The 17,279-nt window shown below is 68.3% G+C and carries 11 protein-coding genes; 6 read left to right on the plus strand and 5 right to left on the minus strand.

The window, feature by feature from the left end:
• The first annotated feature begins 75 nt into the window (after positions 1-75).
• The 5 genes from CGZ91_RS13110 to CGZ91_RS13130 all read left to right on the plus strand — a co-directional run bounded on the left by CGZ91_RS13110 (position 76) and on the right by CGZ91_RS13130 (position 12,469).
• Positions 76-6,162, plus strand: coding sequence for an Ig-like domain-containing protein (locus CGZ91_RS13110; RefSeq protein ID WP_094455842.1), 6,087 nt, complete (start codon positions 76-78; stop codon positions 6,160-6,162).
• An 84-nt stretch (positions 6,163-6,246) separates the two neighbouring features.
• Entirely contained in the window at positions 6,247-7,212 is a 966-nt protein-coding gene (locus CGZ91_RS13115) for an AAA family ATPase (protein WP_229116630.1), read from the plus strand.
• A 2-nt stretch (positions 7,213-7,214) separates the two neighbouring features.
• Positions 7,215-8,543: a DUF58 domain-containing protein gene (locus CGZ91_RS13120; RefSeq protein WP_094455845.1), complete on the plus strand. Its 1,329-nt coding sequence runs from the start codon at positions 7,215-7,217 to the stop codon at positions 8,541-8,543.
• On the plus strand, positions 8,540-10,825 hold the full coding sequence (locus CGZ91_RS13125; protein WP_094455847.1) for a transglutaminase family protein: 2,286 nt from the start codon (positions 8,540-8,542) through the stop codon (positions 10,823-10,825). The genes CGZ91_RS13120 and CGZ91_RS13125 overlap by 4 nt, the downstream gene beginning before the upstream one ends.
• Positions 10,826-10,921: 96 nt before the next feature.
• A complete protein-coding gene (locus tag CGZ91_RS13130; RefSeq protein ID WP_094455848.1) occupies positions 10,922-12,469 on the plus strand; it encodes an RDD family protein in 1,548 nt (515 codons plus the stop codon).
• Between the two features lie 113 nt (positions 12,470-12,582).
• Here the strand turns inward: CGZ91_RS13130 and dcd are convergent, their stop codons facing one another.
• A complete protein-coding gene (gene dcd / locus CGZ91_RS13135; protein ID WP_094450052.1) occupies positions 12,583-13,164 on the minus strand; it encodes a dCTP deaminase in 582 nt (193 codons plus the stop codon).
• Positions 13,165-13,313: 149 nt separating this feature from the next.
• Between dcd and CGZ91_RS13140 the strand changes: the two genes are divergently transcribed.
• The gene (locus tag CGZ91_RS13140; protein ID WP_094455850.1) at positions 13,314-14,000 is read left to right on the plus strand and encodes a 4a-hydroxytetrahydrobiopterin dehydratase; all 687 of its coding nucleotides are present in this window, start codon (positions 13,314-13,316) and stop codon (positions 13,998-14,000) included.
• Between the two features lie 112 nt (positions 14,001-14,112).
• On the opposite strand, the gene CGZ91_RS13145 is transcribed toward CGZ91_RS13140, so the two are convergent.
• Genes CGZ91_RS13145 through CGZ91_RS13160 form a run of 4 tightly spaced genes read right to left on the minus strand, consistent with a single transcriptional unit; the run spans position 14,113 to position 17,141 of the window.
• Positions 14,113-14,985, minus strand: coding sequence for a carbohydrate ABC transporter permease (locus CGZ91_RS13145; protein ID WP_094455852.1), 873 nt, complete (start codon positions 14,983-14,985; stop codon positions 14,113-14,115).
• A complete protein-coding gene (locus tag CGZ91_RS13150) occupies positions 14,982-15,884 on the minus strand; it encodes a carbohydrate ABC transporter permease (RefSeq protein WP_094455854.1) in 903 nt (300 codons plus the stop codon). Before CGZ91_RS13150 ends, CGZ91_RS13145 begins: the two co-directional genes overlap by 4 nt.
• Positions 15,877-16,170, minus strand: coding sequence for a type 2 periplasmic-binding domain-containing protein (locus CGZ91_RS14395; RefSeq protein WP_179229370.1), 294 nt, complete (start codon positions 16,168-16,170; stop codon positions 15,877-15,879). Before CGZ91_RS14395 ends, CGZ91_RS13150 begins: the two co-directional genes overlap by 8 nt.
• A complete protein-coding gene (locus tag CGZ91_RS13160; RefSeq protein WP_179229371.1) occupies positions 16,158-17,141 on the minus strand; it encodes an ABC transporter substrate-binding protein in 984 nt (327 codons plus the stop codon). Before CGZ91_RS13160 ends, CGZ91_RS14395 begins: the two co-directional genes overlap by 13 nt.
• Positions 17,142-17,279: the final 138 nt, after the last annotated feature.

Raw genomic sequence — 17,279 nt, forward strand, 5'->3', positions numbered from 1 at the left:
GACTGTCGTGCGAAGCTGAGGCTGCACCACGGAGGAGCTGGGAAAAGGGGGAGAGGAGTGGCGTCGAGTACGCGCGTGAAGGGGCGTTCACAGGAGCGTCGCGCGGGCCGTTCCTCGGCCCAGCGGACCCGTCGTGAGCAGTTCCGCACCAACCTGCTCGACTCTGCCAAACGCCGCTGGGGTGCCCTGGTCACTGTGCTGGTCTGCGCGGGCCTGGTGGTGACCGCGGTGGTGCTGCCCGGCTATCCCATCACCGACCTGGACCTGGATGACGGCCAGATCTTCGCCGTCAACAACGAGGCCGGACTGGCGGGCCCGCTCAACTACGAGATCGACTCGCTGGCAGCCTCGATTCCGATGCCCGACAACGATGTCGAGGTGATCCAGGAGGGCTCCACGATCCTGCTGCGGTCGCGGCAGTCCAACATTCTCCAGCGGATCGACCCTGGTCGGAACAACCTCGGCAGCCCGACCCTCCTGCCTGCCAACAGCGAAGCGCAGCTCGGCAACGGCACCGTGGTGGTGACCAGCCCCACCAATGGCCGACTCTGGGCCCGGCCGGTCGACCAGTTGCTCGGCACCGATCTGTCCAAGACCCAGGCCGACCTCGACCTCGACATCGGCGGGCTCGGCACCGTGTCGCCGACCGGTGATGTGGTGGGGCTGTCAGTGGAACGCAACCGATTGATCCGGGTCGTCGGTGAGGGTGAGGAACGCGAGCTGGCCGTCACCGAGTTGCCGCTGCCGCTGTCGGAGCCCCACGATGTCCAGCTCAGCATCGTCGGGGATCGCGCCGTGGTGCTGGACCGCCGCGCCCAGCGGGTGTGGGCGGAGGGCACCAGCGACTTCGTGGATGTCCCGGGCGGCGACCAGGCCCAGCTGCAGAAGCCGTCGGCCGCGTCGGTGCAGCTGCCGAGCGGCGGTCGGGCCAACGCCGTTCTCGCCACCCCGGCGGGACTTTTCGGCGTTGCTGATGACGAACTGGTGGAGCTGGCCCCCGGCGGCGGCGCACCGGTGCCGCCGGTGGTGCAGGGCGAGTGCGCGTACGGCGCCTTCGGCAACAGCTATGGCTTCAGCTGTGCCGGCGCGCCCCGCAACGGCCAGATCCCCGAGTACGCCGGCGGCGAGCTCGACTTCCAGGTCAACCGTGACGTGGTGGCCCTCAATGACTCCAGTGACGGCAACATCTGGTTGGTCGACAAGGGCATGCGACTGGTCAACAACTGGCAGACCGTCGCCCCGTCCAAGCCCGGCGAAGGCACCGAAGAGGACCCCAACGTCACCGAGGACGTGGAGCCGGACCGGACCCAACCCAACCGGGCGCCGGTCGCCGAGGACGACACCTTGGCGGTGCGCGCGGGCCGCACCACCACCATCCCGGTGCTCGACAACGACTCCGATCCTGACGGCGACATCATCACCGTGCTGGAGCCCGAGACCCTGGGTGGCGGTGCCCAGCTCGCGACCCTGCGCGGCGGCACCGCGCTGCAGATCACGGTCCCCGAGAATGCCGGCGGCACCCTCAACTTCAGCTATCGGATCAGCGACGGTCGCGGTGGGGAAGACTCCGCCCAGGTCACACTGCAGATCCTCCCCGCCGACCAAGCCGCGTCCAACCAGGCTCCGGTGCAGCGCAAACGTACGCCCGTGGTGCTCCCGTTGGGCGGCACCGAGAGCACCCGCGTCCTGCTCGACTGGCGCGATCCGGACGGTGACGACCTGGTGCTGGTGAGTGCGCGGGCGCCGTTCAACGACGAGGTCAGCTTCACTCCGGACGGCGTCCTCACGTTCACCGACGTCGGTCTCAACCCGGGCCGCAAGGAGGTCGAGGTCGTCGTCTCCGACGGGCGTACCGAGACCCAGGGCGTGGTCGTCATCGATGCCCGCGACGACGGCGTCATCCCGCCCACCGCCCACGGCGACTACGTCGAGACCACCACCGGACAGGCCGTCGAGATCGAACCGTTGGCCAACGACCTGGGCAACAACCTCTTCTTGTCCTGGGTGGACCGCGAGGTCCCCAACACCCTGGTCGAACCGAACTTCACCACGGGCACGGTGCGTTTTACCGGCCAGGCCGCCGGCACCTACTACTTGGGCTATCGGGTCTCCAACGGCCCGACCGCGTTCGGTCTGATCCGAGTCGACGTCCGCGACCCGGCCGAGGACAATCGGCCCCCGGTCGCCGCCCGTGACGTCGGTCTGCTGCCGGCCGGTGGTTCGGTGTTGGTGGATCCGCTGATGAACGACGAGGACCCCGACAACGACGTGCTGGTGTTGCAGAGCGTCGAGGCCAATCCCAACCTGCAGGTGGAGATGATCCAGCGGCGGTTGCTGCGGATCTCGGCAATCAACACGCCACGGGACCCGGTGTCGCTGTCCTACACCGTCAGCGACGGTGCCCACGTGGTCGAGGGCACCATCGTCATCATTCCCTCACCGACCGGCGCCGAGACCCGGCCGATCGCGGTCCGTGACGAGGTGACGGTCCGCGCCGGTGACGCGGTCACCGTCGATGTGCTCAAGAACGACTACTCACCGGCAGGTCTGGATCTCACGCTCGACAACGAACTGGTCGAGAACCCGGGCAACGCTTGGGTCGATGGCGACAACGTTCGCTTCATCGCGCCCTCCCAAGCGGGCCAGTACACCGCGCTCTACCAGGTCCGCGACAGCCAGGGGCAGGTCGCCTCGGCCCAGGTGCTGCTCAGCGTGGTGTCCAGCGACGCCGAGAACCTTGCCCCGCAGCCCGAGGAGGTGACCGGTCGGGTGCTGGCCGGCACCACCACCAAGGTGCTGATCCCGTTGCAGGGGCTGGATCCCAACGGCGACTCGGTACGCCTGCTTGGCATCGATTCGGGCCCGCGACTGGGCCGGATCGTCTCGGTCGGGGAGGAGTGGCTGGAGTACGAGGCGTACCCCGGCTCCCGCGGCACCGACACCTTCACGTACGCCGTCACCGACGGTTTCGGCGCCACCGGTGTGGGCACCATCCGGATCGGCGTGGTGCCCCAGGGCGAGATGAACTCCCCACCCACGGCGGTCGATGACGAGATCCGTGCCAAGCCGGGCCGCCTGGTCCGGGTGCCGGTGCTGGCCAATGACTTCGATCCCGACGGTGACCAGTTCGGCTTCCACGGCGAGCCCGACTTCCCGGTCGAGGCCACCGTCAACCAGGACATGCTGGAATTCCAGATGCCCGAGGAGCCCGGCACCGCCCTCGGCGTGTACGGCATCACCGACAACCGCGGCGCCCGCACCTCCGGGCAGGTCATCATGGTGTCCGACCCTGACGCCCCCGAACTGCCGGTGGTGACCCGAGACGACATGGTCGCGCCCGCCGACGTGGTCGGTCTGGGCAAGGTCAACGTGCCGGTGTTGGCCAACGACTTCGATCCCGACGGTGACATCGGCAAGGCCCGGGTGTCGGTGCCCGAGCAGCCCGGCGTACCGCCGGAGGAGCAGGCCGTGGCGGACGGTCAACACGTCCAGGTCGTCATTGGCGCGCAGATGCGGATGGTGCGCTACCAGGTCACCGACGAGTCCGGCGAGATCTCCTACGGCATGATCACGGTGCCCGGTCGCGCCGACGCGGTCCCCGCGATCCGGCCCGATGCGCCCGAGTTGCGGGTGGTGGCCGGCGACAACCTCGACGTCGACATCCGCCAGCACATCGTCGGCACCGAGGCCCGCCCGGTGATCCTCACCACCGAGGATCGGATGTGGGCCAGCAACGGCAGCATCGCCCCGCTCAACCCGACCGTGGTCCGATTCCGGGCACCCGACACCTACGCCGGGCCCGCCTCGATCACCGTTGAGGTCACCGACGGCCGCAACATTTCCGACGTCGAGGGCCGGCGTACGGTGCTGTCGCTGCCGGTCACCGTGGAACCCAAACCCGAGGAGTTGGGCGGCGGTGGCAGTGACCAGCGGATCAACCAGGCCCCGATCGCGCCCTCGGTGACTCTCAACGTGGGTGCTGGTGAGGCAGCCGAGACGATCGACCTGACCGACACCGTCACCGACCCCGACGGTGACGGACTCACCTTCACCGCCGCGACCGGCGACGTGCCGGAGGGGCTCGCGGTCCGGGTCGAGGGCTCCAAGATCAGCGCCCAGGCAGAGATCACGGCAGTTCCCGGCACCAGCACCACCTTCCGCGGCAAGGTCAGCGATGGCCGCGGTGGCGAGGCCGACACCGTGATCCAGATCGTGGTGCTGCCGTCCTCGAAGCCGTTGCCGCGGGCTCTGGACGACGTCAGTGACGCGATCCAGGGCCAGACCCTGCCGGTCGGCGTCCTCGGCAACGACGTCAATCCCTTCGACATCCCGTTGGAGGTCATTGGCGCCGTGGTCGAATCCCCGTCGGGTTCGGGCACCGCGCGGGTGGTCGACGGCCAGATTGTCGAGGTCACCCCCAACGACGACTTCGTCGGCACCATGGTGGTCCGCTACACGATCCAGGACGCCACCAAGTCCCCGGACCGGCGCGCTGAGGCCCGGATCCGGCTCACCGTCAAGGGCCGACCGGGCAAGCCAGGAGTGGTGCGGCTGGAGCAGATCGGCGACGGCCGGTTGGATGTCACCTTCACGGCACCCTCCGACAACGGCATGCCGATCTCCAACTACATCCTGCGCGGCAGCGGCGGCGGCCGAAACATCGAGCAGTCCTGCGCCACCACCACCTGCACCATCACCGAGCTCACCAACGACGTTCCCTACACCTTCACGGTGGCCGCGGTGAACGGGGTCGGCGAGGGTCCCGAATCGGAACGGTCGGCCGAGATGCGTCCCGACGTACGCCCGGACAAACCCGAGGCACCGGTGCTCGAATTCGGCGACCAACAGTTGACGGTGAACTGGAAGGAGCCCGGCAACCGAGGATCGGCGATCCGCCAGTACCGCTTGCAGATCCAGGGCCCCGACGGCACCGAGGTGCGTGACGTCAACGACCCGAACGCGCGCAGTTACGTCTGGACGGGGTTGGAGAACGGCAGTTCCTACACGGTGACCGTGCAGGCGTACAACAATGCCCCCGACCCCTCGGACTTCTCCGATCCGTCCGCCCCAGAGGTGCCGGCCGGGCCGCCGGGCGCCCCGACGGGCATCCAGGCCAGCGACAGTGGTTCGCCGTTGGGTGAACGCATCAAGGTCTCCTGGACCGCGCCAAAATTCGTCAACGGCGACCAGATCCGCAACTACGAGGTGTACGCCAACGGCCAGCTGGTGGCCGAACCGACCGGCACCGAGGCGGAGATCGATCGGCTCACCAACGGCACCCAGTACACCATCGAGGTGGTTGCCCGGAACAAATCTCCGCAGGGCTCGCCGCGGGCGGCGGCCTCCCAGCGTGTGGTGCCCTTCGGTGAGCCCGAGCAGGTCGAGGCGCCGCGTGCCAGCGGCGGCGACCAGCGGGTGGTCGTCGAGTGGAAGGAGCCGGCGACCCGAGGCAAGGAGGTCACCGAGTATCGGGTGTCGCTGGGCGACGGCCTCACCCAGACCGTCTCCGGTGGCCAGACCCGCGCCGTCTTCACCAACGTCCAGAACGGCCGGCGCTACACCGCCCGGGTGCAGGCCTGTTCGGCGAACAAGTGCGCCCCGGTCTCGGATGAGTCGAACTTCTGGAAGCCCTTCGGCAAGCCGTCGATCAGTGCCGAACGCCTCCTCAACGGCAACCACGACGGTGTCGTCCTGAAGGTCACCACCAACGGCGGTCGAGCCAAGGTGACCGGCCCGGGGCTGCCCGCGGAAGGCCGGATCTTCGACGGCAATGGGACCGTGGACATCCAGAGTGCCGGCGTACAGCCCGGTGCGCTGATGCGGTACGAGGCGGTCACCCTGGACCCCAACCACGGTGAGCTCGAGTCCAACCAGCGGGCTGCGACTGAGCTGCGGGCCTTCGGTGAACCCGAGATGACGGTCGCCAAGGACGGCACCAACGGCGTGAAGGTGACGCTGAAGAATGTGCCCCGGACCGCGATGTACTGCTGGGTCGCCGGCGGTGGCAACGACCGGCACCAGATAGGCCTGACCGATGGCGCCGGCAACGGCGTCCTCAACCAGACGATGGAGCCCGGCGACAAGAAGCAAATCGCCTGTGCCCCTGACTCGAAGGGACCGGCCACGCTGCGGCCCGACCCGGAGGAGTACACCCAGCCATGACCCGAACCACACCGGCCCCACGGGCCTCGAGCACTCCACCGACCCCCACATCCGCTGCGCGAGAAAGTACTGTCTGAGATGGCGATGACACCCGACCAGGCCCGCTGGTTCTCCGAGACCTTCGGTGCCATGGTGCGCAATGTCGAGAAGGCGATCCTCGGCAAGACCGACCCGATCCGACTGGCGATCACCTGCATGCTCGCCGAGGGTCACCTGCTGCTCGAGGACTACCCGGGCACCGGCAAGACGACGCTGGCCCGCTCGCTGGCCCAGACGGTGCAGGGTGATTCCAGCCGGATCCAGTTCACTCCGGATCTGCTGCCCTCCGACGTCACTGGTGTCACCATCTATGACCAGAAGACCGGCGAGTTCGACTTCCACAAGGGCCCGATCTTCGCCTCGATCGTGCTCGCCGACGAGATCAACCGGGCCTCCCCGAAGACCCAGTCCGCGCTGCTGGAGGTGATGGAGGAGTCCAGGGTCACCGTCGATGGTCGCGGTTACCGGGTCGGTCCGCCCTTCATGGTCATCGCCACCCAGAACCCGGTCGAGCAGGCCGGCACCTACCGGCTCCCCGAAGCGCAGTTGGACCGCTTCCTGATGAAGACCTCGCTCGGCTACACCGACCGTGAGAACACCCTGCGGATCCTCGCCTCCGGTGGCAGCCGCCCCGATTCGCAGGCACTGGCGCCCGTGGTGACCACCAAGGCGGTCGGTGAGATGGCGCAATTGGCCAGCACCGTCCACATCGAGGGTTCGGTGCTGGACTACATCGCCCGGCTCGTTGAGCGCACCCGCGAGCTTGAGGACGTACGCCTCGGGGTCTCGATCCGCGGTGCGCTCGCGTTGGTCCGTGCCTCGCGGGTGTGGGCCGCGTCGATGGGGCGCCACTATGTGCTGCCCGACGACGTCAAGGAACTCGCCACCGCCTGCCTGGGGCACCGGATGATCCTGGACCCGGAGTCCGAGTTCAACGGTGTCACCAGCACCGATGTGATGCAGCAGGTGCTGTCCTCGGTCAATCCGCCCAGCGAGCAGCGCGCCTCCTGACCGTGACCAGCAATCCCACCACCGAACCCACCGGCCGGCCCAACCTCTCGGGACCCGGCTGGGGCGTCGACGTGCCCGCGGGCGAGGAACAGCTGGTGTGGGCCGATCCGGAGCCGTTGCCGGAACGCCCGGAGGTGTCGGTCAGCCGGCTCCGGCACACGTTGGCGCAGGGCTGGGACTGGTTCTCCCAGAGCCTGGGGCTGCGGCCGATGTGGGTGGTGGTCGGTGGCGCGGCGATACTGTGCGCGATCGTCGGCGGCATCGTGGGCTGGTGGGAACTGCGGATCGTCGCGGTCGCGTTGGGCCTGGTGTGGCTGTGCAGTTTCGCCTTCATCATCGGCAGCAACCAGTACGGCGTACGGCTCACCATGATGAACCGCAAGGTCGTCGTGGGGGAGCGGGCTCCGGGCCTGGTCCAGGTTGCCAACACCGGCCAGAACCGCAACCGCGGCGGGCGCCTGGAACTGCCGATCGGCAACGAGATCGCGACCTTCTCGCTGCCCGGTCTGGCGTCCATGGAAGTCCACTCCGAACCCTTCGAGGTGCCCACCCGGCGCCGTGGGATCGTCGAGATCGGCCCGGTCCGCTCCGTCAAGGGTGACCCCTTCGGGCTGCTCGCCAAGCAGCGGTCCTGGACCGAGTCGCTGATCCTCTACATCCATCCGCGTACGGTCCGGCTGCCCGGTTCCCAGCGCGGCTACATCAAGGACCTCGAAGGCCAGCCGAGCAGCGACTTGGCCGCCGCCGACATGTCCTTCCACGCGCTGCGGGAGTACGTCCCCGGCGACGAACGGCGCCACATCCACTGGCGTTCCACCGCACGTACCGGCCAGCTGATGGTCCGTCAGTTCGAGGAGACCCGACGCTCCCACGTCGCGATCGGCTTGGACTGTGCCCGGGAGTCCTACACCAGCGAGGAAGAGTTCGAGCTGGCGGTGTCGGTGGCCGGATCGATGGCGCTGGAGGCGTTGCGGGAGGGGCATACCGCGACCCTGTGGAGCACCGGCGGCCAGCACGGCGCCGCGAGCGCCCAGAGCATCATGAACGACTTGGCCGGCATCGAAATGGGCCGCGGCACCCTCTTCGACACCACTCACGCGATCACCAACTTCGAGCACCGCGCCAGCCTCATCACCATGGTGACCGGCTCTCGTCCCGAGGCGACCGAACTGCGCCGTCACTGCGCCGGCTTCGACCTGGACGCCCGGGTGCTGGCGGTCCAGGTCAACCTCGGCGCCGAGGTGCAGGTGCGCACCGTGGGCCGGCTGAGCCAGGTCACGGTCGGCACCCTTGAGGATCTGCCCGCCACCATCCGGAGGGCGCTGCGATGAGTTCGGTGACGCTGAGCAGGGCCGGATCGGTCTATGTCCAGGACCAGCCAGGGAGGCTGTGGTGGGTCGGTCTGGACGTGGCCGCCATCCTGCTGCTGGCGGTGGTGGTGACCTTCGGGTTCAGCCATGCGTACGGGCCCGGCTGGGTCTGGATGGCGAGTCTGGGCGGCACCGTGCTGGGCCTCGGCGTCGCGTTGTTGTCGGCCTGGCGACGCTGGAGCACCCTGCCGACGGCCGGGGCTGCGGTGGCGGCGTACCTGCTCTTCGGCAGCCTGCTGGCGATGCCCGACCAGGCGCTGATCGGCTTTCTGCCCAACGGCCGCACCCTGCTCGGGCTGCTGACCGGACCCGTGACGGCGTGGAAGGGCATGCTCACCATCGAGCCGCCGATCGGCGAGACCGACGCGCTGCTGGTCGTGCCGCTGTTGACCTTGCTGGTCGCGGCGCTGGGGGCGATGACGATCTCGTTGCGGTCGGGACGCTCCACCTGGGCCTGGCTGCCGATGGCTGCGGCTGCGCTGTTGGCCTGGGGCCTCGGCACCCACGAATCGATGCTGCCGATCGTGGCCGGTATCGGTCTGGTCGCGGTCGTCCTGATCTGGGTCACGCTGCGTCGTGGGCAGGCCCGGCTGAGTGGCACCCAGGGCCGCGGCGGCAGCCGTTGGCCCGCACTGGCCTCGGGCGCGTTGGTGCTGGCCATCGCCGCCGGCGGTTCGGTGGCACTGGCCGGTCCGGTCGCGCCCAGCGGGCCGCGGCAGACGCTGCGCGACGCGGTCGAGTCGCCGATCAACCTGGAGCGCTACCCGAGCCCGCTGCAGCGGTTCCGCTACAACCACTCCGACCAGTCCGAGACCGCGCTGATGCGGCTCACCGGCGTACCGGAGGGGGCCAAGGTCCGGATCGCGACCCTGGACACCTACGACGGCATCACGTACAACGTCGGACGACCCGAGGACAACGCCGACGGCACCGGCGAGTTCCGACGCGTCGGGTCCCGGATCCCCGACGGCTCGCAGGGGCTGTCGGCCCGGGTGAGCGTGGAGATCCTCGACTACAACGGCGTCTGGGTGCCGACCGTGGGCCAGACCCTGTCGATCGATTTCGACAGCCAGCGGGGCTACCAACTGAGCGACGAGTTCTTCTACAACCCCCGCACCGGCACCGGCGTCAACCCGCTCGGGCTGCAGCGCGGCGACCGCTACTTGACTGAGGTCGTGGTGCCGACCCGCCCCGAGGTCGAGGTCCTGGAGGCCGCCCAGGGCGGATCGGTGGCGCTGCCCGAGCTCGGCCCGGTGCCCGAGATCGTGGTCGAGACCGCCGGTCGGTGGACTGCGGACGCGGTCAGCGGTGGTGACATCGCCCTGCAGTTGGAGCAGCAGCTGCAGCAGGGGTTCTATTCCAATGGCGTACGCGACCAGCCCGCCTCGCTGCCGGGCCACACCTACGACCGGGTCCAGAGCATGTTCACCGAACAGCAGATGGTCGGTGACGAGGAGCAGTACGCCGTCACGATGGCGCTGATGGCCCGCGCAATGGGGCTGCCGGCGCGGGTCGTCTACGGCTACGACACCGGCGACGGTGGCGAGGTGACCATCCAGGGTCAGGACGTCACCGCGTGGACCGAGGTCAATCTCGAGGGCCTGGGCTGGGTGTCGTTCTTCCCCTCCCCGCCCAAGGACCGGCTGCCCGACGAGTCGACCATCTCGCGGCAGACCAAGCCGCAGCCGCAGGTGGAGAACCCGCCGCCGCCCCCAGAGCAGCCCGACGACCTGCCGCCGGACAACACCCAGCCGGATGCCCCACGCCCGGACGACGAGGACCAGACCCTCACCGACTATCGGCTGATCGGCATCGTCACCGCAGCGGTCGGCGTACCGCTGATCTTCATCGTGGCCCCGATCGCGTTGGTGCTCGGCATGAAGGCCAAGCGGCGTACCGGGCGACGTGAATCAGGTGCGCCGAAGGCTCGGGTGGCTGGCGGCTGGGCCGAACTGGTTGACAAGGCCACCGACTTCAACGCTCCGCTGACGGCGAGCAAGACGCGGTCGGAACAGGCGGCCGAGTTGGTGGCGAACTATCCGCGCACCCGCGAGGGCGCCGATCCAGTCACGTTGGCGAAACGAGCCGACGCGGCCGTGTTCGGACCCGGTGAGCCGTCGGCCCGACAGGTCGAGGACTTCTGGGCCGGTATCGGGGTGGTCAGCAAGCAGATGGGGCGGTCGGTGGGCGGCTGGCGCCGGCTCCGTGGCGCCCTGTCGCCGAAGTCGCTGCGGCGCCGTTGATGGAGTGTGGTCAGTGAACAAGACCGTGTGTGAGGATGGGCGCGTGTCCACCCGGCCGGTGAGTCGGGCGGCGCGACGTCATGCGAGGAGGAGCGAATGAGCGGCACTGGTGCGAAGGACGGGCCAGCTGGCGCAGCGGTGTTGCCCGCGGGCGTCGAGCTCGGCCCGCTGGGTAGCCGGCTGCTCGCGGCGATCGTCGACGGCCTGCCGGCCGCGATCCTGAGCGCGGCGTACTGGGGCATCATGTCCGCCGTCGACGACAGCAATGTGGTGATGGTTGCCAGCATCGGTCTGGCGATCCTGCTGCTGGCCTGGGCCGTCCTGGTGTGGTGGTCGATCGCAGTCCGCAGCGCCAGCCCGGGCATGCGACTGATGCGGCTGCAGATCGTCGGCCTCAAGGACGGCCGGGCGATCGGCTGGGGCCGGGCGTTCCTGCGCTACCTGGTGTACGCCGCCCTCTCGGCGACCGTGATCGGCTGGGTGCTGCTCATCATCTTCATGATCACCCACGTACGCCACCAGGGCTGGCACGATCGCTGTGTCGACGCGGTCGTCATCAAGGAACGCGTCCTGATCCGCAACACCTCCACCGGGATCGCCAGTGTCCACCGACCCGCCGGTGCCAGCAGCAGTTCCACGGTCGGGTTGCCGCAGCGGATGCGCAATCGACAGACCTTCACCGGCGACGCCGCACCCGGTTCGGGTGGCCAGGGTGTACCGGCGCAGGCGGGGCCGCAGGACTCGGTGCCGTGGGGGAATCAGGGCGGCTCGGGCGACCAACAGCAGGCCTGGGGTCAACAGGGCAACGCCACTGGTGCCGGTGACCAGCAGCCCGGTTGGGGTCAGCCGCAACAGGGCTGGGGCCAGCAGGGTCAGCAGCCTCAGCCGGGCCAGCCGGCCTGGGGTGGCCAGCAGGCCGGGCCCGGTGGCTGGGGCGAGGAGCCGGCGTCGTACGGACAGAACTTCCAGCAGCAGGATCCCGGTCAGCAGGGCTTCGGGCCGCAGGCGCAGCGCCAGCAGGCGATGGAGCATGCCGAACAGCAGCAGCAACAGTCGGCCGCGCAGCCTCCGATGGGGCATGCCTCCGGGCCGATCTCGGCAGTGCCGGGCATCGGGGCCCCGCCGACGGCCGGGCCGCAGTCGCACGCCGACGAGGTCGCGCCCGCCCAGGGCGAGCCGAACTATGTCGGCTCCAAGCCCAGCCCGCAGACCGATCGAGTCGAAGCTGAGCCCGCTCCCGAAGGCGAGGACGAGGACGGCACCACGCTGGCCTCGCGCAGCATGATCAGTTCGGCGCGGTCGCCCAAGGAAGGCTGGGCGGTACTGATCAACGGCCAGTCGACCCCGGTGAACGGCCTGGTGCTGGTCGGCCGCAACCCGAAGCCACCGGCCGGTGACGAGGGCGCAGAGCTGATCAAGGTCGATTCCAAGAAGGTCTCGAAGACCCACCTGGCCGTCGGCGTGGACCAGCGGGGCCTGTGGATCATGGACCGCGGGTCCACCAATGGCACCGCGATCCGCACCACGAGCGGCGCGCTGGAGCCCTGTGCCGCCGGTGAGTTGGTCCGGGTGCGGGCCGGTCAGACGATCGCCGTGGGCGACGTCCAGCTGGAGATTCGACGGGCGCCGGCCTCGAAGGCGTGAGCGCGGGTCCAGCGGCCGCGACGTGCGGCCCGCCGGTGCACCGCGCGGCTCGGCGGACGACCCGTCAGACCGCAACGCTGGCGCGCTTCAGCGCGGGATAACGCTGGCGCGCTTCAGCGCGGGATGTCGGTGCGGTGGAAGTTGAGGTGGGAGCGGCTCGGCGTCGGGCCGCGCTGCCCTTGGTAGCGGGACCCGTACTTGGAGGAACCGTAGGGCTCGCTGGCGGGCGAGAGCAGCTTGAAGAAGCACAGCTGCCCGATCTTCATGCCCGGCCACAGCTTGATCGGCAGGGTCGCGGTGTTGGAAAGCTCGAGCGTGACATGGCCGCTGAACCCGGGGTCGATGAAGCCTGCGGTGGAGTGCGTCAGCAGGCCCAGCCGACCCAAGGATGACTTGCCCTCCAGCCGCGCCGCGATGTCATCGGGCAGCGTGACGACCTCGTAGGTCGCGGCCAACGCAAACTCGCCCGGATGCAGGATGAACGGCTCGTCCGGTCCCGGAGCGACCTCGCGGGTGAGCTCAGGCTGTTCCTCGGCGGGATCGATGTGGGGATAGCGGTGATTCTCGAAGACCCGGAAGAGGCGATCCAGGCGTACGTCGACGCTGGAAGGTTGCACCATCGACTCGTCGAGCGGATCCAGCCCGATCCGGCCCTCGGCCAGCTGGTGCCGGATGTCGGTGTCACTGAGCAGCATGGGACAAACCTAGCGGCACGCCGTGCGTACGTCGCCCTGCAATGTCCGCACTGGGCGTGGCCGGTGGCCGATACGGCCGCGGCTGGTGTGTGACGCGGACCGTTCAGGGGGCGGCGCGCGGCCGGCGAGGTTCCGTGTTTCCATGAAGTATGAGCACCAACATTTCCGGCACCAGCACTCCCACAACCAAGCTGTCCGTGGCCGAGGTCACCGCCGCCGAGCTGGCGGGCTGGCATCAGCTGGGGGCAACGCTGACGTCGCGCTGGCAGACGGGGGACTTCGCCACCGGATTGGCCTTCGTCGACCGGGTCGGAGGCGCGGCGGAGGAGGCCGGGCACCACCCCGACATTCACCTCAGCTATCCGGAGGTACGCATCGAGCTGAGCAGCCACGATGTCGGCGGCATCACCAGCCGCGACATTGACCTGGCCCGCACCATCACCGCCCTCGCCGACGAAGCCAGGATCAGCGCGAGCGATGCCATCACACGGGTGGAGTTGGCCCTCGACCAAGCCGACCCGACCCCGGTCGGTCCGTTCTATGCGGCGCTGTTCGGTGCCGAATGGAGCGATGACACGGTGGTCGATCCGAGCGGTCAGGCCCCGGAGATCTGGTTCCAAGGGCCCGACGAGGGTGGTGCCGAACTGCCCCCGGCCGACCCGCCGCAGCGTTGGCACGCCGACGTCTGGGTGTCACCATCGACGGCTGAAGCCCGGGTCCAAGCCGTCCTCGACGCCGGCGGGACACTCGTCAGCGATGCCGAGGCTCCCTCGTACTGGGTGCTGGAGGATGCCGCCGGCAACCGCCACTGCATCTGCTCGGCCAGCGCCCGCTGATCCCTGAACCGTCCGCCCCAGCGCTGCGCCGCGGGCAATTCGGCTGTCGCGACGTGCAGGCACGGACGCTTCAGGGTGGCCCGGCGGGTCTGCGCAACCGGCCCGTACGCCGCTACTTCAGGCCACTCATCATCACGCCGCGCACGAAGAAGCGCTGCAGGAAGATGAAGACCAGGAAGGCCGGGATGAAGGTCACCGTCGCGGCGGCCATCACCGTTGCCAGCAGGGATTCCTGGGCCTGCAGGGAGTTCAGGCCGACCGTCAGCATGTAGTTCTGCGGGTCACGCATGACCACCAGCGGCCACAGGAAGTCATTCCAGTGCCACAGGAAGACGAAGGTGCCCAAGGTCGCCAGGATCGGCTTGGTCTGCGGCAGGATGATCGACCAATAGATCCGCAGCTCGCTGGCGCCGTCAATCTTGGCGGCGTCAATCAGTTCGTCGGGGATGTCCATGATGAACTGCCGCATCAGGAACATCGCCTGCGCATTCGCCAGCGTCGGCACCAGCACGCCCCACATGGTGTTGAGGCCGTTCATGTTGGTGACGATGAGGAAGAGCGGGATCAGGGTCAGGTGCCCAGGCACCATCAGCATCGCCAGGAAGACCCAGAAGATGGCGTCCCGGCCGATGAACCGCTTCTTGGCGAAGGCATAACCGGCCATCGAGGCGAACAGCAGCACCAGGAAGACCGAGGTCACCGAATAGATCGTCGAGTTGACGGTCCACTGAAAGATCCGGTCCGAGGCGAGTGCTTCGGCGTACGAGTCGAGGCTCAGCCCGGTCGGGATCAGCGATCCGGGCAGTTCGATCGGCTGACCCGGTCGCAGCGAGATGATCACCATCGCGTAGAAGGGGAACAGCGTCACGATCGAGGCGATCACCAGCGGGATGTGCCACAGCAGTTCCTTGCGGTTGCGGCGGCCACCACCGGCGGTCTTGAGCTTCTTCTCAATCTGGTCGACCTGGTTCAACGCGGCACTCATCGGCGACGCCCCACAATCATGTTCTGGATCAGCGAGATGACCAGGATCAGCGCCAGCAGGATGACGCCGGCGGCGGCACCGTATCCGAACTCGGAGTAGTTGAAGCCTTGGTCATAGATCATGTACGTCAGCGAGTACGACGCCCGCACCGGGCCGCCGCCGGTCATCACGAGGATGTGGTCGAAGGCCTGGAAGGAGGAGATCGTCTCAAGGATGAGTACGAAGAACAGCGCCGGCCGCAGCAACGGCAGGGTGATGTGGCGGAACCGCTGCCAAGCCGTGGCCCGGTCGATCTTCGCGGCCTCGTAGTACTCCTCGGGGATCGCCAACATGCCGGCCAGCAGGATCAACATGTCGTAGCCGAACCGGCTCCAGGCCTGCACGACCGCCAACGCCGGCAGCACCATCGTGGTCGACCCGAGCCAACTGCCCGGGTCAAGCCCCAGCGCCACCTGGATCGCGCTGATCGGGCCGTTCTCGGAGAACACCCACTTCCAGATGACACCCGACATGACCGCGCTGGTCACCACGGGCAGGAAGAAGATCACCCGATACACCCCGATGCCGCGCAGCGGCCGGTTGACCAGCGAGGCCGCCAAGATCGCGATGATCACACACAGCGGGATCGCGATCACCGTGTAGATGACGGTGACCAGCAGCGCCTGCCAGAAGATCGGGTCGGCGAACAGCCGCTCGAAATTCTCCAGTCCGACGAACTTCACCCGACCGACCAGGTTGACGTCGGCCAACGACAGCGCAATGCCATAGATCGCCGGAGCCAACCGGAAGACGGTGAAGAGGATGAGGTAGGGCAGGACGAAGACGTACGCGAACAGCGCCGCCGGCGAGCGCCACCAGGGGCGGCGCTTCGGCGGCGCTGCTGTCGTTGTCTCAGCCACGGGCGAGCAGCGCGTCGACCTGCTCAGCGGCAGCGTCGAGGGCGGCCTGCGGCTCGACCCGACCCAGCAGGCAGCCCTGCAGATGCGGACGCATCAGGTCCATCATCTCGCGGGCCTTCGGGTGCAGGACGCCGACGTTGACCTGCTCGACGAACTGGGACTTGAAGGCGTTGTCCTCGTTGCCGTCCCACATGCCCTGCAGCGAGGTACGCGGCGGCAGGTAGTTGGAGGCTTCCAGGAACTTCTTCATCGGGCCCTCGGAGGTGAGGAACTTCACCCAAGCCACCGACGCCTCGGGCGACTCGGTGGTGTTGAAGATCGACAGGCCGCCGACCGAACCGAAGACGACCTCTTCGGTGTCGAAGAACGGGTCGGCACCCTTGGTGACGCCCTCGCCCATGATCTTGGTCGCCTCGGGATGCCGAGGGTGAGGCCCATCAGCTCGGTGCCGCGGGCAAACTTGGTCTGCTCGAACTTGCCGATCGGCTGGGTGAGGCTTTCGGGGTCCCACGCCTGCAGGTCGGCGACGTCACGCAGCAGCTGCAGCGCCTTGAGGCCCTCGGGGCCCGCGAAGGCGGACATCGTCTCGTCGTCGCTCAGCGGGGTGCCGCCGGCGGTCCACAGGAACGGGTAGAACGTGTGGTTGAGGCTGCCGTCGGCCGCGGTGTACTGCGCGAAGGTGAAGTCGTTGCTGACGCAGGCCTCGGCGGCGGCGCGGATCTCGTCGAAGGTGCGCGGTGGTGCGGACAGGCCGATCTTCTCCAGCACCTCGACGTTGTAGCCGGGGTTGGACACGGTCATCAGCAGCGGGAAGGCATAGAGCGTGTCGTTGTAGGTGTACGCCTCCAGTGACGACGGTACGAACGCGTCGCGCTCGCTCTCCATTGCCTTGCCGAGATCGAGCAGCAGGTCCTGGTCGGCGTACCGGGGCACGAAGTCGGGGTTGAAGTAGACGACGTCGGGCGCGGTCTTGCCGGCGATGGCGGTGGTGAGCGCCTGCTCGCGGCCGCTCCACGGCTGCTGGACGACCTGTACCTCGACCTTGGGGTACTGCTGGTTGAACTCCTCGACGATCGGGGTCCACCAAGCCTCTTCCTGGGTGGCGCCCATCGGGTAGGTCCAATGGACGACCTTGCCCTCGACGGCATCGGGTTCGGTGTCTCCGGAGGGAGCTTCGGCGGCACCGCCGGAGCAAGCTGCAAGCAGTCCTGTGGCGCCCAGTGCGAGCCCACCGCCCAGCAGTGATCGACGATCCATGTTGTGGTTCCCCTCTGAATGGTCAGTACTTCGGCGTACCGCTCGATCTGTCGCGAGCATTCCGTTTCCGACACTATGGCGGTGTCGATGGGCCGGTGGCAATGGGTTGCGGGGGCTTTACCGAATCGTGATGGTGGG

The sequence above is a fragment of the Parenemella sanctibonifatiensis genome, from assembly GCF_002250565.1.
GTDB lineage: Bacteria > Actinomycetota > Actinomycetes > Propionibacteriales > Propionibacteriaceae > Parenemella > Parenemella sanctibonifatiensis.